Here is a 23,840-nt window from a genome sequence, read left to right as displayed (position 1 = left end):
CTTTCATTCAGCTTAGGAGCCATGCATGAAGACTATCGCCAACTCACCGCTTCCCGACGCCGTCCTGCAACCCCACTATGACCGCAGCGCGCTGCAAAGCCGTATGGTGCACATTGGGTTTGGCGCTTTTCACCGCGCCCATCAGGCTTTGCTGACCGACCGGGTATTGAACCGCCAGGGAGGTGACTGGGGGATTTGTGAGATCAGCCTGTTTGGTGGCGATCCTCTGTTCCAGACGCTGCGTCAGCAAGACCATCTTTATAGCGTGCTGGAGAAAGGTGCGGCGGGTAATCAGGCGATCGTGATCGGTGCTGTACATGAAAGCGTGCACCGCAAACTGGAAGGGATCGATGCGGTACTGGAAAAACTGGCAGAGCCTCAGGTAGCGATCGTCTCAATGACCATCACCGAAAAAGGCTACTGCATCGAACCAGGCAGCGGAAAACTGGATCTGCAACACCAAGGGATCCGCGCCGATCTGGCGAATCCCGGCCAACCCACCACCGTACCCGGTATTTTGGTCGAAGCACTGCGTCTGCGCCTGGAGCGTGGTCTGCCCGCCTTTACCCTGCTCTCTTGCGATAACATTCCGGAGAACGGCCATGTGCTGCGTAACGCCATCATCGGTTTGGCACAGGCCCGCGACGGGGCGCTGGCCGACTGGATAGCCCAGCAGGTCAGCTTCCCCAGCACCATGGTCGACCGCATTGTTCCGGCCGCCACACCGGAAACGCTGGATGAAGTGGCCGTCGCACTGGGCGGTGTGCGTGATGAATGTGCCATCGCCTGCGAACCCTTTATTCAATGGGTGGTAGAGGATAATTTTGTCGCGGGTCGTCCGGCCTGGGAACGGGCTGGTGCACAGTTGGTGAATGACGTACTGCCTTTTGAACAGATGAAGTTGCGCATGCTGAACGGCAGCCATTCTTTCCTGGCCTACCTCGGTTATCTGGGGGGATATCAATATATCAACGACTGTATGGCCGATGAGTCTTATCGCCATGCCGCGCTCCACCTGATGCTGGCCGAACAGGCACCGACGCTCAGCGTCAGCGGCATCGACCTGGCCGCCTATGCCGCGCAGTTGATTGAACGCTACAGCAATCCGGCGCTGCAACACCGCACCTGGCAAATCGCCATGGACGGGACGCAGAAATTACCGCAGCGCATGCTGGACTCGGTCCGTTGGCATCTGCAACATGGCGGCAGCTACGCCGGTCTGGCACTGGGCGTGGCAGCCTGGATGCGCTATGTCGGCGGCGTGGATGACGCCGGACAAGCTATCGATATTCGCGATCCGCTGCTGGCAACGCTGCAGCAGACGGTGGCCGCAACGCCGGACGATGAACAGCGAGTAAAAGCCCTGCTGGGGTTGAAGGCGGTCTTTGGTGAGCAGCTGGCGGTTAATGAGGAGTTTGTAGCGGCGGTTACCCGCGCCTATCTGTCACTGCGCGATCGTGGAGCGCGACAAACGGTACAAAACTGGGTGTCGACTCAACTGGCGTAGCGCTGGCAATGACGTAAAAGATAAAATATATCCCCTATGAATTTCAAATTACAGCTAGGCGTCAAGCTCGCTCATCCCCAGGCGCTTACTTGAGTAAGTAACTGGGGTGAGCGAGTGCAGGTAACAACGCTGTAACTTGAAAGGCGACGGGGAAATGGCCATGCCGGATAAACTGTCCGTCATGGCCGAACGACTTAACGATAAACTACCGTCATAACTGCAAGGTTTTTCTGCTGATCCACCCACTTCATCTCGGTCGACCCTAAATTCAGTGGAAGTTCTTTGCGTGTAGCATCAAATTTAGACAGTGTCTGTTGGCCTTGATAGTGCTGCCCATTGCGGTAACATTGTGTCTTGGCCGTTGAATCGGCGATGTTCACCGTGCAGGGACTTTCCACAATAGAACCGACAAAACGAATAACCCCGCCAGTGGTTCCTGCATGACTTGCTGCCGTCCATGAAAACAACATTCCTGCGATCAAAAATAACCGGAAGACATTCATGGCAACCTCATTTTTTGTTAAGCCAATTTAACCATAGAGGATCTTCTTAAGAATAATCGCAAGGTCAGAGGAATTATTTGCGGGGTAATCGGGCAATTAACAAAGAAAAAACAAGCTAATAACAAACGGTATCCATGGCTAATTCATGGTTTTACCTAAGAATTTTCCGACAATTTATCGTGGATTTAGCCGGTTAAATATCGCATCTTAACCTGCCAAATTTGTGATCTGGCGCTGGTAAAGTAACCTCATTCGCTCAGACAGAGTTGCACCGCTTATTTATTAATCAATCACTACTATTACATCAGGAATAATCCATGACTAAAACTAACCTGATCACCGGTTTCCTTGGCAGCGGTAAAACCACCACCATCCGTCATTTGCTGGCTAACAAGCCGGAGCATGAACGCTGGGCGGTGCTGGTGAATGAGTTCGGTGAAATTGGCATCGACGGTGCACTGCTGGCAGACAGCGGCGCGGTACTCAAAGAGATCCCTGGCGGTTGCATGTGCTGTGTCAACGGGCTGCCAATGCAGGTCGGGCTGAATATGCTGCTGCAACAGAGTAAACCCGACCGACTGTTGATCGAACCCACCGGCCTTGGGCATCCCAAACAGATCCTGTCGTTGCTGACGCAGGACAGCTATGCCGGTTGGATCGACTTGCAAGCGACCCTGTGCCTATTGGACGCGCGCCAGCTCAGCGAACCGCGTTACCGCGAAAACGAAAACTTCCGCGATCAGCTGGCGGCCGCCGACATTATTCTGGCCAGCAAGAGCGACACTTATCAGCCACAAGATCTGCTGGCCCTGCAGCAGTGGGCGGAACAGGATCCCCGGCAGCGACCGCTTTATCACATCCAACAGGGTCAGGCGGATGTCGCCCTGCTCGACCTTCCGCGCACGAATCGCACAGAATTACCGGATGCGCAGCATCATCATAGCCACAGTAAAACGCAGGGCTTGGCTGCATTGCGACTGCCGGAAAACTCACGCTGGCGAAGAGCGCTCAATCAGGGCCAGGGATTTACCAGCTGCGGCTGGATCTTTGACGCCGAAACCGTGTTCGATACCGTTGGTATCATGGAATGGATACGGCTGGCGCCGGTCGAACGGGCCAAAGGCGTAGTGCGTATTGCTGAAGGCACCCTTTTGATCAACCGTCAGGGACAGGATCTCAGTATCGAAACGCGCCCTGTCGCACCACTGGACAGCCGAATTGAACTGATTCACAACGAGAATGCGGACTGGAACGCGCTGCAATCCAAACTGTTTAACATTCGTTTAAGTTGAGATCTTTACCGTTAGCACCCTTTTCATTTTAGACTTACAACAGGTTATGCCATGACTCGCCGCAATTTACCCTTCATCATTTTCTTCAATATACTGGGCATTGCGCTGTTTTTGTCCTGGTTCCTGCCAGCCAACCACGGCTATTGGTTTACCCTGGACTCGTCGATTTTCTTCTTTTTTAATCGTCATCTGGCGACCGACCCCGCTTTTCTGCATTTGGTGGCCATTACCAATAACCGTGCGTTTGATGTAATTTCGCTGATTGCCATGGGGTTGCTGTACCTGTGCTTTTATCTGCAACAGGATGCCGCCGGCCGTCGCCGTTTGCTGGTCACCGGCGTTGTTATGCTGCTGACCGCCGTGGTGTTGAACCAACTGGGTCATCTGTTACCGGTCAAGCACCCCAGCCCGTCGCTGAGTTTTGATAATGTTAATCGCGTCAGTGAACTGACCGGCATTCCCACCAAAGATGCCTCCAGCGACAGCTTCCCTGGCGACCACGGCATGATGCTGATGATTTTCTCCTGCTTTATGCTGCGCTACTTTAACCGCCGCGCCTTTGCCGTCGCGCTGCTGATCACGGTGGTGTTCTCATTACCACGCGTAATGATTGGCGCTCACTGGTTTACGGATATCGCCGTCGGTTCGCTGTCGGTGGTGTTGGTGGGCGCCAGTTGGTGCCTGATGACCCCGCTCAGCGATGTGTTGATCCTGCGCCTGAATCGTATGCTGCCCGGTAAACACCGCCCAACACAACCATAACCCACCGTTATGACCCGCAGGAGGCCGCCAGCCTCCTGATAATTTCCCCGCCGCTTCCTGTTTATTTCCACATCACCGCGTTAACGCTTCTGTCACCTAATTTCACGCAAAATCAACACAACGGACAATCAGCGTTTTTTATATGATGATTTACATTATGTTACATCACAAATTCATATATAAAAGGGCGGAAAAAGGCTCGCAATCCCCAATTCGTTACGGTAATCTCGGATGCGTTTGTGCCTGGTTTAACTCGACTCAGCATCAAATCCACTAAAAGTGTGCGTTCCAGCACGTTTTCGGCGGTATCTGATTGTCGATAAAGCAGGTGCAGATTAGTCTCGTTCCGTTTGGCATTTTTCAGGTAGCGACTGACGTCGTTAAGGACTTCAAGGGAAAACAATAACAATGGTCAAATCTCAACCGTTTCTGAGATATTTTTTGCGGGTAGTACCTGCAATTGCCGCAGCGGTAATGCTCTCCGCGTGCAGCACGACACACACTTCGAACTTGAATAACGCACAAACTGAGATGCGTGCAGTTAATGACAAAGATGGTCTTTTACTGCAAGCCTCTCAGGATGAATTCGAAGCAATGGTCCGTAACGTTGACGTTAAGTCAAAAATTATGGATCAGTATGCAGACTGGAAAGGCGTTCGCTACCGTTTAGGCGGTGAAACCAAGCGCGGCATTGATTGCTCAGCGTTTGTACAGCGTACTTTCCGTGAACAGTTTGGCATGGACTTACCTCGTTCTACCTATGAACAGGAAGACATGGGCAAGAAAATCTTGCGCACCAAACTGCGTCCTGGCGATCTGGTGCTGTTCCGCGCCGGCTCTACCGGACGCCATGTCGGCATCTATTTAGGTAACGATCAATTCGTTCATGCCTCTACCAGCAGCGGCGTGATGATTTCGAAACTGAGCGATAACTATTGGAATAAACGTTATCGCGAAGCCCGCCGGGTGCTTACCAGCAGCTGACGGAGCAAAACCTGATTGTCCTGAAGACCAAACGAGCGATAGAACGCTGCCTACGAGCAGCGTTTTTTTTTGCGCGGAGTTTCTCCCACTAAGCCCCCCCATTATCTATTTGCGATGTTTTCGACATCCCCGTTTATATTTCGCGAGATTATTGCTGGGAAACGACGCCAACGATGAAAAACTCACCTATTATCGTCAAATGGGAATAACAGCGATAATGCAGGGTTTAAACTATTATCACCGTGGGATAAACGATGAATAATGGCTGCAACACCGTCATTGCGATATATTAGACAGTCACTCTATAACAAAAACAAATTGATACGCCGTGCTCAGGGGGCAGGTTTATGGGCTTGAAAAGGGCATTTGCACGCCACGTCTCGCACAGACGACGCAGCCTGGCTAAAAGCAGTATCGTGGCCCTGGTATTTTTTATCCTGTTTATGGCTATTACGCTTTCTTTGATTAGCCACCAGCGCACAGAATATCAACGTGCGCTAGAACAACGGACGCAGAAACTCACCCTCGAGACCTTTAACAGCCTCACGGCAGTCATGCACCAATTGATGCCGTTAACCGAACGCCCCTGCGCAACCAGCCAGCCAGAACTTACCTACCAGGCAGCCTTCCATTCCGGTGTGCGCACCTTTATGTTAGTGAAAAACGGCTTTGCCTATTGCTCTTCCGCTACCGGTAACATGATGCTGGCGTTAAAAAACATCTACCCGGAAATTGACCAACAGCAACGGCTGGATCTCAAACTGCAGCAGGGTACCCCACTGGTCCCTGGAAAACCGGCGGTTGCCGTTTGGTTGCGTCAGCCAGGTAAGGAAGACACCGGCATACTGGCCACCCTGGATATTGGCCTGATGCCCCAACAGATGTTCGGCACCAGCACCGTTCGGTCCCATGGCGTTGCCATTATTCTGGGCGATCGCGCCCTGACCAGTTTCAGTCCAAACCTGATGCCGCTGAACCAGTTGCCGGACGAAAAGGCCGATCGCATCTCCATCGCCGGCACGCCGATGACCATTCTGTTTTATAACCAAAAACTGACGCCCAACGACATTCGCCTGACGCTGCTGGGCAGCCTGGTACTGTCTTTGATGATCGGCGTGCTGTGCTACTACATGCTGTTGCTGCGCCAAAGCCCGGAGCGGGCAATGATGCGCGGAATCAAACGCAACGAGTTCTTTATCGAATATCAGCCGGTGTTTCATACCCGTTCCGGCACCATCGGCGGGCTGGAAGCACTGATCCGCTGGCAGCACCCCATCGAAGGACGTATTCCGCCGGACCTTTTCATTCCCTATGCCGAGAACGAAGGGCTGATTGTACCGCTGACACGACACCTGTTCCGCCTGATTGCCGAAGACGCGCCCAAGCTGGCGACGGCATTGCCGCAGGGGGCCAAGCTCGGCCTGAACATCTCCCCTTCCCACCTCAATGCCCCCTCTTTCCACCACGACGTGTACGAACTGCTGGCGCAATTGCCGGGGGACTACTTCACACTGGTGTTTGAAATTACCGAGCGTGGCATGGTGGAGGAAGGCAACGCGTTGACCGAGTTCGACTGGCTGCATCAACAAGGCATTGAAATCGCCATCGATGATTTTGGCACCGGCCACAGTGCGTTGATTTATCTGGAACGCTTTAGCATGGACTATCTGAAAATAGACCGCGGCTTCGTCAACTCCATCGGTCGGGATACGGTCACTGCCCCGGTGCTGGACGCGGTGATTTCCCTGGCCAAGAAACTGAAAATGCAAACCGTGGCCGAAGGGGTGGAAACCGCCGAACAGCTGCACTTCCTGAAGGAACAGGACGTTAACTTTATGCAGGGGTATTACTTTAGCAAGCCGCTGAGCATCGATAACTTCGTGGCCTTCTGTAACGCCCATACGGTCATGGACCATCATGTGCTAAAGGACTGAATTTTTTAACTTCTTTACCCTTAGGCACGGCAGAAAATGTTATGCTGCCCCAGATTTCATCGACTTTACAGCAGGAGCTTACCGTCAAGATGTCCGTGCGCGTTTTTGCTGCCCTGGTGCTCTCAGCACTGAGTTTTGGCCTGCAGGCCGAAACCCTCAATGAAAGCTATGCTTTCGCCCAGCTCGGTGAGCCGAAATATGCCTCCGACTTCAGCCATTATGACTACGTCAACCCGGCGGCACCGAAAGGCGGTGACGTACGACTGGCGGCGATTGGCACCTATGATAACTTTAACCGCTATGCGCAACGTGGCGTACCCGGCGAGCGAACCGACGCGCTGTATGACACCCTGTTTACCACCTCAGACGATGAGATCGGCAGCTACTACCCACTGATTGCCGAATCTGCTCGCTTCCCGGCCGATATGCGCTGGGTGGAGCTGGATATTAACGCCCGCGCCCGCTTCCACGATGGCTCACCGATCACCGCTGCCGATGTCGCCTTCACCTTTAACAAATTTATGACCGAAGGCGTACCGCAGTTTCGCGTGCTGTATAAAGGCGTTACGGTCAAGGCTATCTCACGTCTGACGGTGCGTATTGAATTCCCGCAGCCGGATAAAGATAAGTTGTTGGGGTTGTTCGGCCTGCCTATTTTGCCGCAGAGCTTCTGGAAAGATCACAAACTGAGCGAGCCGCTGAACACCCCGCCACTCAGCAGCGGTCCTTATAAGGTCGCCAGTTACCGGCTCGGTCAATACATTACCTATCAGCGCGTTCGCGATTACTGGGCCGCCAATCTGCCGGTCAACCGCGGCCGCTTTAACTTCGACAGTATCCGCTACGACTATTATCTGGATGACAAAGTTGCGCTGGAGGCCTTCAAGGCCGGTGCCTATGACTTCCGCATCGAAGGTTCGCCAAAAAGTTGGGCGACCCAGTATCAGGGCGGCAATTTCGCCCGCAATTACATCATCAAGCAGGACGAAACCAACCAGTCGGCGCAGAACACCCGCTGGATGGCCTTCAATATGAGACGCCCTCTGTTCGCCGACCCTCGGGTGCGGGAAGCGCTCACGCTGGCCTTTGACTTCGACTGGATGAATAAGGCGCTGTATTACAACGCCTATCAGCGCACCAACAGCTACTTCCAGAATACTCAGTATGCCGCCAGCGGCTATCCGGATGCGGCCGAACTGGCGCTACTGGGACCGCTGAAGGGCAAGGTGCCGGCAGAGGTGTTTACCAGTATCTATCAACCCCCTTCCTCTGATGGCAGCGGCAACGATCGCCAAAATCTGTTAAAAGCCACTCAGTTGCTGAAACAGGCCGGCTGGGAAGTGAAAAACCAACAGTTGGTCAACAGCAAAACCGGTCAGCCGTTTAGCTTTGAATTATTGTTGCTGAGTGGCAGCAATTTCCAGTACGTATTGCCATTCCAGCACAACCTGAAACGACTGGGCATCGATATGCAGATCCGTGAAATCGACATATCCCAATTCACCAAGCGCATGCGCGACGGTGATTTCGATATGATGCCGACGGTTTATATGGCGGTGCCATTCCCTAGCCCCGATCTGAAAATACTCTGGGATTCCGAATACATTAATTCCAGCTATAACCGATCGGGCGTCAGCGATCCTGCAGTCGATAGCCTGGTCAGACAGATCGCCGCGCATCAGGGCGACGAGAAAGCCTTGCTGCCGCTGGGCCGCGCGCTGGATCGGGTATTGACCTGGAACCGGTATATGCTGCCAATGTGGTATTCCAACCACGACCGCTATGCCTACTGGGACAAATTCTCCACGCCGTCGATCCGCCCGGCCTACGTGATTGGTTTCGATAACTGGTGGTTTGACGTCAACAAGGCGGCGCGTTTGCCGGCTCAACAACAGTAAGGGGTCAGCGATGACGGCTTATTTGATTCGCAGGCTGTTGCTGATCATTCCCACCCTGTGGGCGATCATCACCATTAACTTTTTTATCGTGCAGATCGCCCCCGGCGGCCCGGTCGATCAGGCGATTGCCACTATCGAAATGGGCCAGAGCAGCGGCTTTGGTGGCGGCGGTGCCGGTGAAGGTTTGGGACATGCGCATATCGGTGTCGGCAGTGCGACGGATGGCCAATACCGCGGCTCACGCGGGCTGGATCCGGAAGTGATCGCTGAGATCACCAAACGCTATGGCTTCGACAAACCGCTGCACGAACGCTATTTCACCATGCTGTGGAATTACATGCGCCTCGACTTCGGTGACAGCCTGTTTCGTGGTGCATCCGTAATGCAGTTGGTTGGCCATAGCCTGCCGGTGTCGATCACCCTGGGGCTGTGGAGCACGCTGATTATCTATCTGGTGTCGATCCCGCTGGGGATCCGCAAAGCGGTGCATAACGGCAGCGCCTTCGATACCTGGAGCAGCACCCTGATTATCATCGGCTATGCCATCCCGGCCTTCCTGTTCGCTATTCTGATGATCGTGCTGTTCGCCGGTGGCAGCTACCTTGACTGGTTCCCGCTGCGCGGTCTGGTTTCCAGCAATTTCGATACCCTGCCGTGGTATGGCAAGATCACCGATTACCTGTGGCATATCACGCTGCCGGTGTTGGCAACGGTGATTGGCGGCTTCGCTACCCTGACCATGCTGACCAAAAACTCATTCCTTGATGAGATCCGCAAACAATACGTGGTCACCGCGCGCGCCAAAGGGCTGGACGAGAGCAAGATCCTTTACCGCCACGTGTTCCGCAACGCCATGCTGTTGGTGATCGCCGGTTTCCCGGCGACCTTTGTCAGCATGTTTTTCACCGGCTCATTGCTGATCGAAGTGATGTTCTCGCTTAACGGTCTGGGGCTGCTGGGCTATGACGCGACCCTCCAGCGCGATTACCCGGTGATGTTCGGCACGCTGTATATCTTCACCCTGATTGGCCTGCTGTTGAATATCCTCAGCGATATCACCTATACCCTGGTCGATCCTCGCATTGATTTCGAGGCCCGCCAATGAGCCGCTTAAGCCCGATCAATCAGGCACGCTGGGCTCGCTTTCGCAGCAACCGCCGTGGCTATTGGTCGCTGTGGATTTTTCTGGTGCTGTTTATCCTCAGCCTGGGAGCCAATCTGATCGCCAATGACAGGCCGCTGCTGGTGCGCTACGAGGGTCGCTTGTACCTGCCGTTCATTATCGACTACAGCGAAACCACCTTCGGCGGTGAGCTCAATACCGTCACCGACTTCCAGGATCCGTTCGTCAAAAAACAGATCGATAGCCACGGCTGGGCAGTTTGGCCACCGATTCGCTTCAGTTACGACACCATCAACTTCGCCACCGAGGTGCCCTTCCCCTCAGCCCCTTCGCGCAAAAATCTGTTAGGTACCGACGGTAACGGCAGCGACGTACTGGCCCGCGTGCTGTATGGCTTTCGTATTTCGATGCTGTTCGGGCTGGCATTGACGCTGTTTTCCAGCGTGATTGGCGTCTGTGTCGGTGCGATACAAGGTTACTACGGCGGCCGCGTGGATCTGTGGGGCCAGCGCTTGATTGAAGTGTGGTCAGGCATGCCGACGCTGTTTTTGATTATTATGCTGTCGAGCATCGTACAACCCAATTTCTGGTGGCTGCTTGGTATCACCATTTTGTTTGGCTGGATGAGCCTGGTGGGCGTGGTACGCGCCGAGTTTCTGCGCACCCGTAACTATGACTACATCCGCGCCGCGCGCGCCATGGGGGTGCAGGACCGGGTCATTATGTACCGGCATATGCTGCCCAATGCGATGGTGGCGATGCTGACCTTTTTGCCGTTTATCCTGTGCGGCTCCATCACCACCCTGACCTCACTCGACTTCCTGGGCTTTGGCCTGCCGATCGGTTCTCCGTCGCTCGGGGAGCTGTTGCTGCAGGGTAAAAACAACCTGCAGGCGCCGTGGCTCGGCATCACCGCGTTCCTGGTGTTGGCCGTGTTGCTGTCTTTACTCATTTTTATTGGCGAAGCGGTACGCGACGCTTTTGACCCCAGCAAGGCGCATTGATATGGCTAGCACTCCTTTGCTTTCAATTCAGGATCTCGGCGTCGCTTTCCGCCAGGGTGACCAACTGAATCAGGTGGTCAACGGCATTTCGCTACAGATAGAAAAGGCAGAAACGCTGGCACTGGTCGGGGAGTCCGGCTCGGGCAAAAGCGTCACCGCGCTGTCGGTGCTGCGCCTGCTGCCTTCGCCACCGGTGGTCTATACCGGCGGTGATATCCAGTTCAACGGCCATTCGTTGCTGCACGCCCCGGAGGCCGAACTACGCAAGGTGCGCGGCAACCAGATTTCGATGATTTTCCAGGAGCCGATGGTGTCGCTCAATCCATTGCACAGCATTGAGAAACAGCTGGCGGAAGTGTTGGTGCTGCATCGCGGTATGCGGCGCGATGTTGCACGCGGTGAGATAATTCAATGTCTGGATCGGGTTGGTATCCGTAACGCCAAAGGCCGCCTGAAAGACTACCCGCATCAACTTTCCGGCGGCGAGCGCCAGCGGGTGATGATCGCCATGGCGGTGTTAACCCAGCCTAAGCTGCTGATTGCCGATGAGCCCACCACTGCGCTCGATGTGACCATTCAGGCGCAAATTCTGTTGTTGCTGAAAGAGTTGAAGCAAGAAATGGGCATGGGACTGCTGTTTATCACCCATAACCTGAATATTGTGCGCCGTCTGGCGGACAACGTGGCGGTCATGCGCCAGGGTCAATGCGTTGAGCAAAACAACCGAACCCGCCTGTTTAGCCAGCCACAACACCCCTATACCCAACAATTACTGGCGGCAGAGAACCTGGGTGACCCGCTGCCGCTGCCGGCGGATGCCACCCCGTTACTGAAAGTGGAAAACCTCCAGGTCAGTTTCCCGATCAGGCGTGGTTTACTGCGCCGCACGGTGGACCAACATTATGCGCTGAAAGATTTGAGCTTTGAACTGAAGGCCGGGGAAAGCGTCGGGCTGGTGGGCGAGTCAGGATCGGGTAAGAGCACCACCGGGTTGGCGTTACTGCGTTTGCTTAATGCCAACGGCTCAATGTGGTTTAAAGGCCAGCCGTTGCACCAGTTCAGCATGAAGCAAATGTTGCCGTACCGCAGCCAGATGCAGATTGTGTTCCAGGATCCTTTCTCCGCGCTGAATCCACGGCTGAATGTGCTGCAAATCATCGCCGAAGGGCTGGAAGTGCACCAGAAACTGAGCGCCGCACAACGAGAGCAGCGGGTGATTGAAACATTGCAGGAGGTAGGATTGGATCCCGCCCTGCGCTACCGTTACCCCACCGAGTTTTCCGGCGGCCAACGCCAACGCATCGCCATCGCACGGGCGCTGATTTTACAACCGCAGTTGTTGATCCTCGATGAGCCGACCTCATCGCTGGATAAATCAGTACAGGCGCAAATCCTGACGTTGCTGAAATCGCTGCAACAACGCCACCGGCTGGCCTATCTGTTTATCAGCCACGACCTACAGGTGGTGCGTTCACTGTGCCATCAGGTGATTGTGTTACGACAGGGGGAAGTGGTGGAGCAAGGCGACTGCCAGACGATCTTTAACTCACCGACCGCCGCTTATACGCAGCAGCTGTTACAGCTGGCGGATTAGCGACGGGAGCTAGAAAGGGTATTGAGCACTCATCTGCTCGGCAATGGCGGCACCTACGTTTTTTAACCGGCACATGGTGGCGCTTTCATCGCCGCGATGCACAAACAGGCAAGGTTCCCCTTCCCACTCTACAATGGCGCAGTCGACCTGAATCTCCTGCAAAGACAGCTTAAGCTGCTGCATCACCTGCCAGGCGTCCGCACCCTCATGGCTGAGCAGTTTCAGCCCCATCAGGTTGTTATCTTCGTCTATTCCGCTGAGCGGAATCGGTTCAACCTTGACGCCGGTAAAACCTGATAGCCAACGATAACTTTGCGGCAAGCGATGAACTACCGAAAGTTGGATACTTTCCACATGAAATCCCTAGTTTGAAAAATGAAACACTTTTTACCTGACAGGGTAACTAAGTTATAGCCGTTGACGCCTGACTCTGCCGCTCATGAATGTTATTTAAATGTAAAATATGTCACAAGCGGTTAACTAGTTCCCTGCGCTTGCCGATGTCCTGCTGTTTTAGTGACTCCCATTGGGGGTCATTTCACGGCATTTTGCGACTCAGCTCGCATTTTTTCGTTATATGTAACCCTTTCCCGCCGCGATCTCAACTCTTTTTTCTTGCAATACGGTTACTTATTGCTCCGCATAATTTTACATTGAGGAAACATTTAAGGTTGTTCAACAGCCAGTGATAACGCGTTAACTCATTGATTATCATTATCACTAAGTTAAATTGCGCAACGTTTCCAGGTCAAACCTATCGGGGAAAGACCGGTTGCAGCCCGGCGCAGGCAGAGCATTTTTTTTAACAAAAAGCACACAGGCAGCACGACAAACCATCGCTTAGCGCGCTTATATTTAGCAACGAATTTTTTATTGCGCCTGAATTTCAGAAGGGAGTGACAGAAGGCTGATTTCACTCAGGCCCAACACCAGATTGAGCCTGAGTCAGAAAGGAGAAACTACGGGGTATCAGGCGACGCTTTATGCCGCGGCCGGCTGGCATACAGATAGAACAGCACCGCAACGATGCTGCACAGCGCCATCGAGGAGACCATCGGCCAGGCACTCTTGCCGGGTGCCATTGCCAGTATCGCCCCCACCAATGCACCGATACTGAAACGCAAGGTACCGGCCAGTGAAGACGCCGTGCCCGCCATATGCGGAAAATCGTCCAGGATCACCGCCATGGCGTTAGATGAAATCATGGCAATACAGCCCAGATACACCGCCACGCCAATCACCAATGCCCAGAACCCCAGGCCAATAGCGCTCACCGCCAGCAACCACAGCCCCATGGCCAACTGAACAAACAGCCCCAAACGGAACATCTTGATCGCGCCCAGCCGCCGGACATTGCGGCTGTTGACCAGCGTCGTCAGGAACAGGAAGACAATATTCAGCGCAAAATAGTAGCCAAAGTGCTGCGGTGAAACATGATTCAGTTCGATATACACGAACGGGCCGGCACTGAGGAACGAGAACATACCGGCAAAGGAGAAGGCGCTGGCCAGCATGTAGCTCAGCACGCGCTTATGGCGGAACAATGAGGCGAAGTTACCCAGCGTGGTACGCAGATGGAATTTTTGCCGCCGCTCTTTGGGCAGCGTCTCTTTAATAAAGAACGCCACCAGCAACGAACCGATCAGCGCCGCGGCCCCCATGGTCCAGAAAATCGCATGCCAACTGAACCACAACAACAGCGCGCCACCGATCATCGGCGCCAGTAACGGTGCAATGGTCATCACCAGGATGACAAACGACATCATGCGCGAGAACTCGTCCTTGGTGAACATATCGCGCATCAGGGCATTAATCACTACGCTGGCCGCCGCCGCCGACAACCCATGCAGGAAACGCAGGTTGATCAGTTGATCGATCGACTGCGCCATGGCGCAGGCACCACCGGCAATCGCGAAGATCAGCGTTCCCCACAGGATCACCGGCTTGCGGCCAATACTGTCCGACATTGGCCCGTAGAACAACTGCCCCAGGGCAAAGCCGAGCATATAGGCGCTGAGCGTCATCTGTACGCTGCCCGCCCCGACGCCGAACTGTTTGGCAATCACCGGCATACTGGGCAGGTACATGTCGATAGCCAGCGGCATCAGCATGGACAGCAGACCCAGAATAAAAATCAAACCGAGGTGAGATGACCGGTTCTGTAACACGTTCGACGACTCCTTCATCAGCCGTAATCTAGTATTGAATTAATCTTGCAGGTGCGGAGCACCGACGCTGGCGATTTCTTCTTCGGTCAGCGGACGGTATTCGCCCTCTGCCAGATCCTCATCCATCACGATGGCGCCGATACGTTCACGATGCAGCTCGAGAACCCGGTTGCCGACCGCTGCAAACATGCGTTTCACCTGGTGATAACGCCCTTCACTGATGGTCAGACGCACCAGCTTGTCTTCAATTTGTTCCAGTTGCGCAGGCCGGGTCAGATCTTTTTCGTTATGCAACTGCACGCCTTCGGCAAATTGCTGTGCGGTATCTTCCGCCAGCGGATGCTCCAGCGTCACCAGATAGGTTTTCTCACAGTGATGTTTCGGTGAGGTGATACGGTGCGACCATTGGCCGTCGTCGGTCATCAACACCAGACCGGTAGTATCGATATCCAGGCGACCGGCAGCGTGCAGCTTGTAGGCCACCGGCTCATCGAGGAAATACAGCACCGTCGGATGATCGGGATCGTCCGTGGAGCAAACGTAACCCTGCGGTTTGTTGAGCATAAAATAGCGCGGGCCATTTTGGCGCTGCAGCGGGTTGCCGTCGAACGCCACCTCCTGCTCCGGAGTCAGTTTCAGTGCCCCGCTCTTCACCACTTCACCGTCCACGGTGACGCGTTTTGCCCGAAGTTCGCGCGCTACCAGCGCACGGCTAACACCTAACTGCTGAGATAAAAACTTGTCCAGTCGCATTGAATCTGCTTTGCCTGTCGTTGTTATGATCGCATTGATCGTATTGCTAAAATATGACACCCGCCGTTGCACCAGGTGCAACAGAGCAGGTTCGAAGAGGGGGATACAGCGATTACTGTCACACGAGTATAGCGATGGAAACGGCCCCCTGACAGAGGTAATTTCCATGCTTCTCGCACCGCGAGTGCTCAGAAGGCATAATAATAGAAATTTTTTAGCCGTCATGGGAGTAAAATGTCACTGTTTTGGTGGGATCAGAGGTTACAAAACCTGTTCCCGACGGCCCCTCTCAACCCACGGCGTTAATTTATGGCCTTTACTCTACGCCCTTACCAACTGGAAGCGGTCGAAGCCACCATCAAACATTTCCGTCAGCACCCGCAACCGGCGCTGATCGTACTGCCGACCGGAGCTGGAAAAAGCCTGGTGATCGCCGAACTGGCGAAACGTGCACGCGGCCGGGTATTGGTGCTGGCCCATGTGAAAGAACTGGTGGCGCAGAACCACGCCAAATACCGCGCCTACGGGCTGGAAGCCGATATCTTTGCCGCTGGACTGCAGCAAAAAGACAGCGCAGGCAAGGTGGTGTTCGGTAGCGTGCAGTCCGTAGCACGCAATCTGCCGCTGTTTGACGGGGCTTTTTCCCTGTTGATTATCGACGAATGCCACCGCATCAGCGACGATGACGACAGCCAGTACCAACAGATTATTCAGCATCTGCAAAAAACCAATCCACAGCTGCGGCTGCTGGGCCTGACCGCCACGCCCTATCGGCTGGGCAAAGGCTGGATTTATCAGTATCACTATCACGGCTTTACCCGCGGTGATGCCAATAGCCTGTTTCGCGACTGCATTTATGAACTGCCATTGCGCTATATGATCAAAAACGGTTATCTGGTACCACCGGAACGGCTGGATATGCCAATAGTGCAGTATGATTTCAGCCGACTGGAGGCCAGACGCAACGGCCTGTTCAGTGAAGTGGACCTGAACCGTGAGCTGAAACAGCAAAATCGTATTACACCGCATATCATCAGCCAAATCGTCGAATATGCCGAAACGCGTAAGGGGGTGATGATTTTCGCCTCCACCGTTGAACATGCGCGTGAGATCCACGGCCTGCTGCCTTCCGGTGAAGCCGCGCTGGTCAGCGCCGAAACGCCCGCAGCCGAGCGCGATGCGCTGATTGAGGCATTCAAACAACAGCAATTGCGTTACCTGGTCAACGTGGCGGTGCTGACCACCGGTTTTGATGCGCCGCATGTCGATCTGATCGCCATTCTGCGGCCAACCGAATCCGTCAGCCTGTATCAGCAAATCGTCGGCCGTGGGCTGCGGCTGGCCCCCGGCAAAGAGGATTGTCTGATCCTCGACTACGCCGGTAACCCGCACGACCTGTTTACGCCCGAGGTCGGGGTCAGCAAGCCACACAGCGACAGCCAGCCGGTACAGGTGTTCTGCCCCGGCTGCGGCTTCGCCAATTTGTTCTGGGGCAAGTGCACCGAGAGCGGCGATATCATCGAACACTACGGTCGCCGTTGTCAGGGCTGGCTGGAGGACGATGAAGGCCATCGCGAGCAATGCGACTACCGTTTCCGCTTCAAAATTTGCCCGCACTGCGGCGCGGAAAATGATATTGCCGCCCGTCGCTGCCACCAATGTCAGGAAGTGCTGGTCGACCCTGACGATATGCTGAAGGCCGCACTGAAACTGAAAGACGCTCTGGTACTGCGTTGTGGCGGTATGGAGCTGCAAACTGGCCGCGATGATAAAGGCGAGTGGCTGAAAGCCACCTATTTCGACGAAGACGGCACCAGCACCAGCGAACGTTTTCGACTGCAAACGCCGGCGCAGCGCAAAGCCTTCGAAATGCTGTTCCTGCGCCCACATCAGCGTGCACCCGGGGTGCCGTTTGCCTGGCAAACCGCCGCCGACGTGTTGGCCCAGCAAACGCTGCTGCGCCATCCGGATTTTGTGGTGGCACGCAAGCGCGGACAATTCTGGCAGGTACGGGAAAAAGTGTTCGATTATCAAGGCCGCTTCCGCCGAGCCAATAAGCTGTATTGATCCTGTCAGCCTGCAAATCGGGCAGGTTTCCATTGCCCTGCGGACGGCTTTCCGTTAAACTGCCGCCCGCTTTGCCTGGGTTCGCCCGGTGCTAAAGCAGGTTATACCCTGCGAATTTCAAGCTGTGGCCTGGAAGACAACGGGTAAATCGAACTTGCTACTGGGTCGCCTGTAGCAGGGTAAATTTTCTTTTTAGAGAAAAAACAATGTTCACTATTAATGTAGAAGTACGTAAAGACCAGGGTAAGGGTGCGAGCCGCCGCCTGCGTATTGCCAACAAATTCCCAGCTATCGTTTACGGTGGCGAAGAAGCTCCAGTTTCCATCGAACTGGACCATGATTCTGTTAAGAACATGGAAATCAAACCAGAATTCTACAGCGAAGCAGTAACTCTGGTTATCGACGGTAAAGAAACCAAAGTGAAAGTTCAGGCTGTACAGCGTCACCCGTTCAAGCCGAAACTGGCTCACATCGACTTCCGTCGCGTTTAATCGCAACGAAATCGAACCTTTCGGGACGCCGAAGTAGAAAACGCCGCAATTGCGGCGTTTTTTATTGTCTGCGATCCGGCGAAATTACTTATTACCGCTATTCTGGCGGCGTTGTAGCTGATCGCGCAGGTTCGGTGGCGTGCCTCTGATGGTTAGCGTATCGGTAGCCGCATCCCAGAAAATTCGCTCCCCCAACAGCATGGCGTCAAAGTTCATGCTGATACCGCCACCGCTACCGGCAAACTTGGTCAACTGACGCAGCGTACCGCGATCGGCCGGGAAGCTGTCTTCCAGTTGATAACCCTGCTCGCTGGAGAACTGCAGAAAATCTTTCTCGCCCACCGATGCAATCTCTTTCGACAATTCCTGCAGCTCAATCTCTTCGCCAGCCTGCAGCTGTTCATTGCAGTAGCTGTAAACCTGCTGACGTACCGACTGACGCTCATTTTTGTCCAGCTGTGCATCGGCACAATAATCGTCAACCGCCTGCAGCAAGCCCCGGTTCTGCGCCTTGGTGTCCAGCCCTTCGGCCGCCGCCAGGAAGTCCATGAAGAAATCGGACACCTTGCGACCCACTCGCCCTTTCAGGAAGGTCAGGTAACGGGTCGACTCCGGATTGGTTTCCCACTCGGTCAGATCGATGCGCGCCACGATATCGGCGTGGTTGATGTCCAGATAATGAGTGGTATTGATATCCAGTTCTTCGTTAACGCGCGAACTGTTGCGGCTGTTCAGAACCGCAATCAGTAAATACTCCACCGCCAGGTAACGGTATTGGCCAAACAGCACCACACCACCTTCGGCAAACGGATACTTGGCCAACTCATCACGCAGGCGACCGGTCGCCGCACGGCTGAAGGCCAAAAAGTCCTTATCTTCCTTGCGGCAGGTACGCAACGCGTCCGCCAGTTCACTGCCTTCATTGAACAGGCCGTAAGCCTTGCTCTTGGCACTGTAGACACGATGCAGCTCTTCCATCATCTCTTCCACCGCCGCATTGGTTGGCAGCAGAGAATCGCGCAGCACCACGTCCAGCGTTTGTTCGTCGCGTTTGACCAACTGGTGCAGAGCGATCTGGTCGATATCCAGACTCATGGTAAATCCTCCTGTTCTTTAGGCGCGTATTCAAACACTGAAGGCTACCGTGCTGCAACTTTTAAGCAGCGATCACATCACCAGCCATCGATAAATTTCCGGCACCCATACAGGCCATAAATAGCTGGAATATCCCATGGAATTCAGGCAGCGGGCCGGTAGCCAACCCGAGCCAGAGACGGGGGCGGCTCGCACAACCCGCGACGCTAGGGTTTGAAAGACAAAGGGAATAGATAAAAGAGCGGAAAATCACTGTCCTATACGGTAAGATATGGGACTTTGTCAGGCGTTGAGCGCAATTTTTATGCCACAATCATCCCGTTACAGTGACGAACACGTTGAACAGCTGCTCTCTGAGCTGGTTAATGTTCTGGAAAAACACCATACTCCCACCGATCTCTCTCTGATGGTGCTGGGTAACATGGTAACTAATCTGATCAACACCAGTGTTGCTCCCGCGCAGCGGAAAACATTGGCAAGATCGTTTGCAGAAGCTCTGCAAGCTTCTATTCGTGAAGATAAAGCGCATTAATAATTAATTATGGTGACAAACCGTCAGCGTTATCGTGAAAAAGTCTCCCAGATGATTAGCTGGGGGCACTGGTTCGCCTTATTCAATATCCTGCTTGCCCTCGGGCTGGGCAGCCGCTACCTGTTTGTCACCGACTGGCCCTCTTCCTTGTTGGGCCGGGTTTATGCCCTGGTCAGCTTACTGGGGCATTTCAGCTTTATCGTTTTCGCCGGCTATCTGCTGGTGATCTTCCCGCTCACCTTTGTGGTGATGTCGCAGCGGCTGCTGCGATTTATTTCTGCCGCGCTGGCCACTGCGGGACTGACACTGTTGCTGGTAGACAGCGAAGTGTTCACCCACTTCCACCTTCACCTCAATCCGGTGGTGTGGGAACTGGTGGTCAACCCGGATCAAAGTGAGCTGGCGCGCGACTGGCAGCTGATGTTTATCTGCGTGCCGGTTATCTTCCTGGTGGAGATGCTGTTTGGCACCTGGAGCTGGCAAAAGCTGCGCAGTCTGAACCGTCAAAGGTTCGGTAAACCGCTGGCCGCGCTGTTTATCAGCGCCTTTTTCGCCTCGCACCTGATTTATATCTGGGCCGACGCCAATTTCTACCGCCCGATCACCATGCAACGGGCCAACCTGCCGCTGTCATACCCAATGACCGCGCGTAAATTCCTTGAGAAACATGGCCTGCTTGATTCGCAGGAATATGAACGCCGACTGGTGCAGCAAGGGAATCCGGAAGCCGTTGCGGTGGAATATCCGCTGAACGATCTGAGCTACAGCGACAAAGGTAGTGGCTATAACCTGCTGATGATCGTGGTGGACGGCGTACGTGAGCAGGATATGAAACAGGATATGCCTGCCCTGACCCGCTTCGCGCAGGAAAATGTCCGTTTCAGCGATCACTACAGTTCCGGCAATCATGCAGATACCGGCTTGTTTGGCCTGTTCTACGGTATTTCACCGACCTATCTGGACAGCATTCTTGCCGCGCGCAAACCTTCTGCTCTGGTCAGTGCACTCAGCGCCCAAGGCTATCAGTTTGGTTTGTTCTCGTCAGACGGCTTTAACGCCAGCCTTTATCGCCAGGCGCTGTTGACCGACTTCACGCTGCCGGCGCCAATACAGCAAAATGACACGGCGACCACGCAACAATGGCAACGTTGGCTGGCCGACCAAAACAGTAACCGCCCATGGTTCTCTTATATTAATTTCCGTGGCGCTGAATCGGCTGCCAATGGGAAAACGCTGGCCCCGGCCGACTTTATTCAGCGCTACCGCGCAGGTGCGCAGGATGTGGATGCGCAAATTGCTCAGGTGCTTAGCACGCTGAAAGAGCGTGGTGTTCTGGATAAAACCGTGGTGGTGATTACCGCTGAACACGGTGTGGAATTTAATGACTCCGGCAAAGGCTACTGGGGCGCAGGTACCAGTTTTAACCAGCAACAGTTGCAGGTGCCGTTGGTTATCCATTGGCCGGGAACCCCGGCGCAGACCATCAATAAACTGACCGGTCATAACGACGTGATGCGCACGCTGATGCAGCGTTTGCTGCACGTGAAAACCAGCCCTAATGACTATTCACAGGGTGAAGACCTGTTTACCGCCCAGCGCAGAAACAACTGGGTCGCTACCGGTGATAACAGTCTGTTGGTGATCACCACGCCAACGCAAACCCTGGTGCTGGACAGCAGCGGTAACTACCGTGCGTATGACAAGAACGACAAAGAGATCAAAGACGAGAAGCCACAGCTCGCTCTGCTGCTGCAGGTGTTGACCGATGTGAAACGTTTTATCGCCAACTAATTGCTTAAAATACAATCAGTCAGTTGGCGTACTCTTGATTTGAGATTGGGAAAGGGTAGTATAATTTTCTATAGCATCGGCATGTAGCGCAGCTTGGTAGCGCACCGTCATGGGGTGTCGGGGGTCGGAGGTTCAAATCCTCTCATGCCGACCAAAAAATACCCATAAAAACCAACCCATTGAGGTTGGTTTTTTTATACCTGCAGTTTTACCATGGTAAAATAATGGTGAAATGCCCGATTAAAACCTGCCCCGTAGCAACGTCCATCTGAACCTTTTTTTGCAGTTTATCCTCGTAGCCTATAGAGACACCAAGGGTCATGGATTACATAACCTATGTAAGGATAACTTGATTAGCTTAATATGAAATAGTTAGCATCCGCCTTTTAAAAAACATACAATCAATATGCCGTAGTATTAAATATATAGGGATGTGATGAAAATACTAATTATTAGACGTGAAAACATTGGTGACTTAATTCTTACGACACCCCTTATTGCTCTGCTAGGCAGAGACCATAAAATTGATATTTTAGTAAATACGTATAACAGTCAGGTGATAGACGAAAATCCGCATCTCAATAAAATTTATCTTTATACGAAACTACACCATGAAAAATCACTTAAAGCTAAAGTTTTCGCAATATTACTGCGCGTAAAGACTTCTTTTAATATTTGGCGCGAGCGCTACGATGTTGCCATTGTGGCCGGTAACTGGGATAAGCGCCCTTTGCAATGGGCCAGGCTATCTCGTGCAAAACGCATTATTGCAATAGGCGAAGATGCTCCCAATGCTGTCACCGATAAGGTGCCATATACGCATGGACATAGACATATAGTTGAAGAGCTAAGTCAATTAGCCAAACCACTAGGGTATGATGAGGCTCCAGGCAAACTTGAACTCTACTTGAAAAAATCTGAAATTATAAAGGCAGAAGCTAAATTGGGTGAAGGAACTGGAGTACCCATTTATGGCTTACAGATAAGCTCAAGAAAGGAAAAGCAGCGCTGGCCTGCTGAAAAATTTATTGCACTTGCGCATAGTTTATCAGAGAGAGAGCCGTGTAAAATTATATTATTTTGGTCTCCAGGTGCAAGTGATAATCCCACGCATCCTGGCGACGATGACAAAGCTAAATATATAGTAAGGCAATGTAAAGACTTTCCATTACTCCCGTTTGAAACGAAAAGTGTTCGTGATCTTATGGCGGGAATGTCACTTTGTGATCAAATTATAACAAGCGATGGTGGTGCACTACACGTAGCTGCTGGTGTCGAACGCCCAGTTGTTGCCCTATTCGGCAATAGTGATGCCTTCTTCTGGAGTCCGTGGAAGGTGCCGGCGCGCGTACTCGAAGCGCCAAACGAGGACGTCTCTAACCTGACAGTACCTGAAGTGTTAGATGCTTTTATTTCATTAAGAGCTGAAGTACTTACTAGTAAAAACCTACCTGTATAAAAGGTATGATTTATGGCAATGTCGCCAGTCCCTATGTAGTACAGCGCCCCCCAAAAAGGAGTGTCGAACGCTCAACGAAATCGCCCCCTCACCCAGGAGGTGCCAGACTTATCCGAGCCATTCATTCTCAGATCTTAGGGATAAACTGGGGTGCCGTGGAAATCTGACCATAGAAGAACACCCAACGTTTCACGAAGTCCACGAGTTAACAGCGCACCTACTCGACAATCAGGGGATCGATCCACAGAGCCAAATGACACACAGCGACGTGGGGAATGGGAGGTTCAAACCCTATCATACTTAAAATAAACGCCATTAAAACCAACCCGTTGCGGTTGGTTTTTTTATCTCTTAAACTCGGCATTCACCCGTGATCGAGTTTTTCCCCTGAGGGCAAACGTCGGAACTCTGCGGGATCACGCCCAATATGGAGCCCAAAGAGCCCGAACACCCTGACAGGGTCAAAATAACCAAAAGAAATAACACCCTTCGCATCCAAAGCTCCTTATCTTTTTGCTATCCGGTTATATCTCATTCATGGCTAACTGTCTTTCAACAAACTGTCAGTTTTCGTGAAAACCTCTGCTCCTCTTCACATTTAGACTTGCGAAAGGTTTGCAGAGTCAGCTCATACCAACAAACTTAGAAAACCTGCTTTTCGGCAGGTTTTTCTATATCCAACAGGTCAAGTAACAACGGCTTTTGGCGCTTATCGCTCCAGCCATTCGACGGCCAATATTCGTGCCTCATCCAGACTGACATCCCTGCCATCCCTGGTGATCGCCATTTTTAACACATCAATGATATCGGCCTTTTCCGTGGCGCGCTCTTCATTAATTAACACTAGAACCGCATCGCCTATTGGTTTGGCCCCTATATTTCC

Annotated in this window: 19 protein-coding genes and 1 tRNA gene; 15 read left to right on the top strand and 5 right to left on the bottom strand. The window is 53.2% G+C overall.

Annotated elements, in window-relative coordinates; genetic code table 11:
- Positions 1-25: 25 nt before the first annotated feature.
- Positions 26-1,507, top strand: coding sequence for a mannitol dehydrogenase family protein (locus tag BEI65_RS13140; protein WP_099063720.1), 1,482 nt, complete (start codon positions 26-28; stop codon positions 1,505-1,507).
- A 194-nt stretch (positions 1,508-1,701) separates the two neighbouring features.
- Here BEI65_RS13140 and BEI65_RS13135 read toward each other — a convergent pair whose 3' ends face one another.
- Complete coding sequence (locus tag BEI65_RS13135; protein WP_099063719.1) at positions 1,702-2,010, bottom strand: type 1 fimbrial protein; 309 nt, start codon at positions 2,008-2,010, stop codon at positions 1,702-1,704.
- Between the two features lie 317 nt (positions 2,011-2,327).
- Here BEI65_RS13135 and BEI65_RS13130 point away from each other — a divergent pair, with 317 nt between their 5' ends.
- The 8 genes from BEI65_RS13130 (at position 2,328) to yejF (ending at position 12,601) form a co-directional block, all read left to right on the top strand.
- A complete protein-coding gene (locus tag BEI65_RS13130; protein ID WP_099063718.1) occupies positions 2,328-3,302 on the top strand; it encodes a GTP-binding protein in 975 nt (324 codons plus the stop codon).
- Positions 3,303-3,353: 51 nt separating this feature from the next.
- Positions 3,354-4,064 carry a phosphatase PAP2 family protein gene (locus BEI65_RS13125; RefSeq protein ID WP_099063717.1) on the top strand — a complete coding sequence of 237 codons (711 nt, stop codon included), beginning with the start codon at positions 3,354-3,356 and terminating at the stop codon, positions 4,062-4,064.
- A 408-nt stretch (positions 4,065-4,472) separates the two neighbouring features.
- Entirely contained in the window at positions 4,473-5,048 is a 576-nt protein-coding gene (gene mepS / locus BEI65_RS13115) for a bifunctional murein DD-endopeptidase/murein LD-carboxypeptidase (RefSeq protein ID WP_012145960.1), read from the top strand.
- A gap of 347 nt (positions 5,049-5,395) precedes the next feature.
- Positions 5,396-6,982 (top strand): cyclic di-GMP phosphodiesterase, encoded by a 1,587-nt coding sequence (locus tag BEI65_RS13110; protein WP_099063715.1) that lies wholly within the window; start codon positions 5,396-5,398, stop codon positions 6,980-6,982.
- A gap of 89 nt (positions 6,983-7,071) precedes the next feature.
- Positions 7,072-8,880 carry an extracellular solute-binding protein gene (locus BEI65_RS13105; RefSeq protein ID WP_099063776.1) on the top strand — a complete coding sequence of 603 codons (1,809 nt, stop codon included), beginning with the start codon at positions 7,072-7,074 and terminating at the stop codon, positions 8,878-8,880.
- Between the two features lie 10 nt (positions 8,881-8,890).
- Positions 8,891-9,985: a microcin C ABC transporter permease YejB gene (locus BEI65_RS13100; protein ID WP_099063714.1), complete on the top strand. Its 1,095-nt coding sequence runs from the start codon at positions 8,891-8,893 to the stop codon at positions 9,983-9,985.
- Positions 9,982-11,007: an ABC transporter permease gene (locus BEI65_RS13095; RefSeq protein ID WP_099063713.1), complete on the top strand. Its 1,026-nt coding sequence runs from the start codon at positions 9,982-9,984 to the stop codon at positions 11,005-11,007. Before BEI65_RS13100 ends, BEI65_RS13095 begins: the two co-directional genes overlap by 4 nt.
- Position 11,008: 1 nt before the next feature.
- The gene (yejF, locus tag BEI65_RS13090; protein WP_099063712.1) at positions 11,009-12,601 is read left to right on the top strand and encodes a microcin C ABC transporter ATP-binding protein YejF; all 1,593 of its coding nucleotides are present in this window, start codon (positions 11,009-11,011) and stop codon (positions 12,599-12,601) included.
- Positions 12,602-12,610: 9 nt separating this feature from the next.
- Here the strand turns inward: yejF and BEI65_RS13085 are convergent, their stop codons facing one another.
- From BEI65_RS13085 to rsuA, 3 genes are all read right to left on the bottom strand, one after another.
- The gene (locus tag BEI65_RS13085) at positions 12,611-12,955 is read right to left on the bottom strand and encodes a YejG family protein (protein WP_085117672.1); all 345 of its coding nucleotides are present in this window, start codon (positions 12,953-12,955) and stop codon (positions 12,611-12,613) included.
- 605 nt (positions 12,956-13,560) lie between these two features.
- Complete coding sequence (locus BEI65_RS13080) at positions 13,561-14,769, bottom strand: Bcr/CflA family multidrug efflux MFS transporter (RefSeq protein ID WP_099063711.1); 1,209 nt, start codon at positions 14,767-14,769, stop codon at positions 13,561-13,563.
- A gap of 39 nt (positions 14,770-14,808) precedes the next feature.
- On the bottom strand, positions 14,809-15,522 hold the full coding sequence (gene rsuA / locus BEI65_RS13075) for a 16S rRNA pseudouridine(516) synthase RsuA (protein WP_099063710.1): 714 nt from the start codon (positions 15,520-15,522) through the stop codon (positions 14,809-14,811).
- A 309-nt stretch (positions 15,523-15,831) separates the two neighbouring features.
- Between rsuA and BEI65_RS13070 the strand changes: the two genes are divergently transcribed.
- Together BEI65_RS13070 and rplY are read left to right on the top strand one after the other, a co-directional pair.
- Positions 15,832-17,589 carry a DEAD/DEAH box helicase gene (locus BEI65_RS13070; protein WP_099063709.1) on the top strand — a complete coding sequence of 586 codons (1,758 nt, stop codon included), beginning with the start codon at positions 15,832-15,834 and terminating at the stop codon, positions 17,587-17,589.
- Positions 17,590-17,795: 206 nt separating this feature from the next.
- Positions 17,796-18,080 carry a 50S ribosomal protein L25 gene (gene rplY, locus BEI65_RS13065; protein WP_085117681.1) on the top strand — a complete coding sequence of 95 codons (285 nt, stop codon included), beginning with the start codon at positions 17,796-17,798 and terminating at the stop codon, positions 18,078-18,080.
- A gap of 84 nt (positions 18,081-18,164) precedes the next feature.
- Here the strand turns inward: rplY and yejK are convergent, their stop codons facing one another.
- Positions 18,165-19,175: a nucleoid-associated protein YejK gene (gene yejK / locus BEI65_RS13060; RefSeq protein ID WP_099063708.1), complete on the bottom strand. Its 1,011-nt coding sequence runs from the start codon at positions 19,173-19,175 to the stop codon at positions 18,165-18,167.
- A gap of 304 nt (positions 19,176-19,479) precedes the next feature.
- Here yejK and BEI65_RS13055 point away from each other — a divergent pair, with 304 nt between their 5' ends.
- From BEI65_RS13055 to BEI65_RS13040, 4 genes are all read left to right on the top strand, one after another.
- Positions 19,480-19,707 (top strand): YejL family protein, encoded by a 228-nt coding sequence (locus tag BEI65_RS13055; protein ID WP_006317912.1) that lies wholly within the window; start codon positions 19,480-19,482, stop codon positions 19,705-19,707.
- A 9-nt stretch (positions 19,708-19,716) separates the two neighbouring features.
- Entirely contained in the window at positions 19,717-21,498 is a 1,782-nt protein-coding gene (gene yejM, locus BEI65_RS13050; RefSeq protein WP_099063707.1) for an LPS biosynthesis-modulating metalloenzyme YejM, read from the top strand.
- Between the two features lie 77 nt (positions 21,499-21,575).
- Positions 21,576-21,652, top strand: a tRNA-Pro gene (locus BEI65_RS13045).
- Positions 21,653-21,934: 282 nt separating this feature from the next.
- Entirely contained in the window at positions 21,935-22,957 is a 1,023-nt protein-coding gene (locus BEI65_RS13040; protein ID WP_099063706.1) for a glycosyltransferase family 9 protein, read from the top strand.
- Positions 22,958-23,840: the final 883 nt, after the last annotated feature.

Source organism: Serratia sp. BW106 (assembly GCF_002607755.1).
GTDB lineage: Bacteria > Pseudomonadota > Gammaproteobacteria > Enterobacterales > Enterobacteriaceae > Serratia > Serratia proteamaculans.
Note: the sequence above shows the minus strand (reverse complement) of the source record. Positions and strands in the feature narration are given on the sequence as shown.

Bases quoted from the DNA above. Each gene is read 5' to 3' on its own strand.
- yejF (WP_099063712.1), top strand. From the start codon at position 11,009: ATGGCTAGCACTCCTTTGCTTTCAATTCAGGATCTCGGCGTCGCTTTC.
- rplY (WP_085117681.1), top strand. From the start codon at position 17,796: ATGTTCACTATTAATGTAGAAGTACGTAAAGACCAGGGTAAGGGTGCG.
- yejK (WP_099063708.1), bottom strand. From the start codon at position 19,175: ATGAGTCTGGATATCGACCAGATCGCTCTGCACCAGTTGGTCAAACGC.
- BEI65_RS13130 (WP_099063718.1), top strand. From the start codon at position 2,328: ATGACTAAAACTAACCTGATCACCGGTTTCCTTGGCAGCGGTAAAACC.
- BEI65_RS13105 (WP_099063776.1), top strand. From the start codon at position 7,072: ATGTCCGTGCGCGTTTTTGCTGCCCTGGTGCTCTCAGCACTGAGTTTT.
- BEI65_RS13110 (WP_099063715.1), top strand. From the start codon at position 5,396: ATGGGCTTGAAAAGGGCATTTGCACGCCACGTCTCGCACAGACGACGC.
- BEI65_RS13140 (WP_099063720.1), top strand. From the start codon at position 26: ATGAAGACTATCGCCAACTCACCGCTTCCCGACGCCGTCCTGCAACCC.
- mepS (WP_012145960.1), top strand. From the start codon at position 4,473: ATGGTCAAATCTCAACCGTTTCTGAGATATTTTTTGCGGGTAGTACCT.
- BEI65_RS13070 (WP_099063709.1), top strand. From the start codon at position 15,832: ATGGCCTTTACTCTACGCCCTTACCAACTGGAAGCGGTCGAAGCCACC.
- BEI65_RS13040 (WP_099063706.1), top strand. From the start codon at position 21,935: ATGAAAATACTAATTATTAGACGTGAAAACATTGGTGACTTAATTCTT.
- BEI65_RS13055 (WP_006317912.1), top strand. From the start codon at position 19,480: ATGCCACAATCATCCCGTTACAGTGACGAACACGTTGAACAGCTGCTC.
- BEI65_RS13100 (WP_099063714.1), top strand. From the start codon at position 8,891: ATGACGGCTTATTTGATTCGCAGGCTGTTGCTGATCATTCCCACCCTG.
- BEI65_RS13095 (WP_099063713.1), top strand. From the start codon at position 9,982: ATGAGCCGCTTAAGCCCGATCAATCAGGCACGCTGGGCTCGCTTTCGC.
- yejM (WP_099063707.1), top strand. From the start codon at position 19,717: ATGGTGACAAACCGTCAGCGTTATCGTGAAAAAGTCTCCCAGATGATT.
- rsuA (WP_099063710.1), bottom strand. From the start codon at position 15,522: ATGCGACTGGACAAGTTTTTATCTCAGCAGTTAGGTGTTAGCCGTGCG.
- BEI65_RS13135 (WP_099063719.1), bottom strand. From the start codon at position 2,010: ATGAATGTCTTCCGGTTATTTTTGATCGCAGGAATGTTGTTTTCATGG.
- BEI65_RS13125 (WP_099063717.1), top strand. From the start codon at position 3,354: ATGACTCGCCGCAATTTACCCTTCATCATTTTCTTCAATATACTGGGC.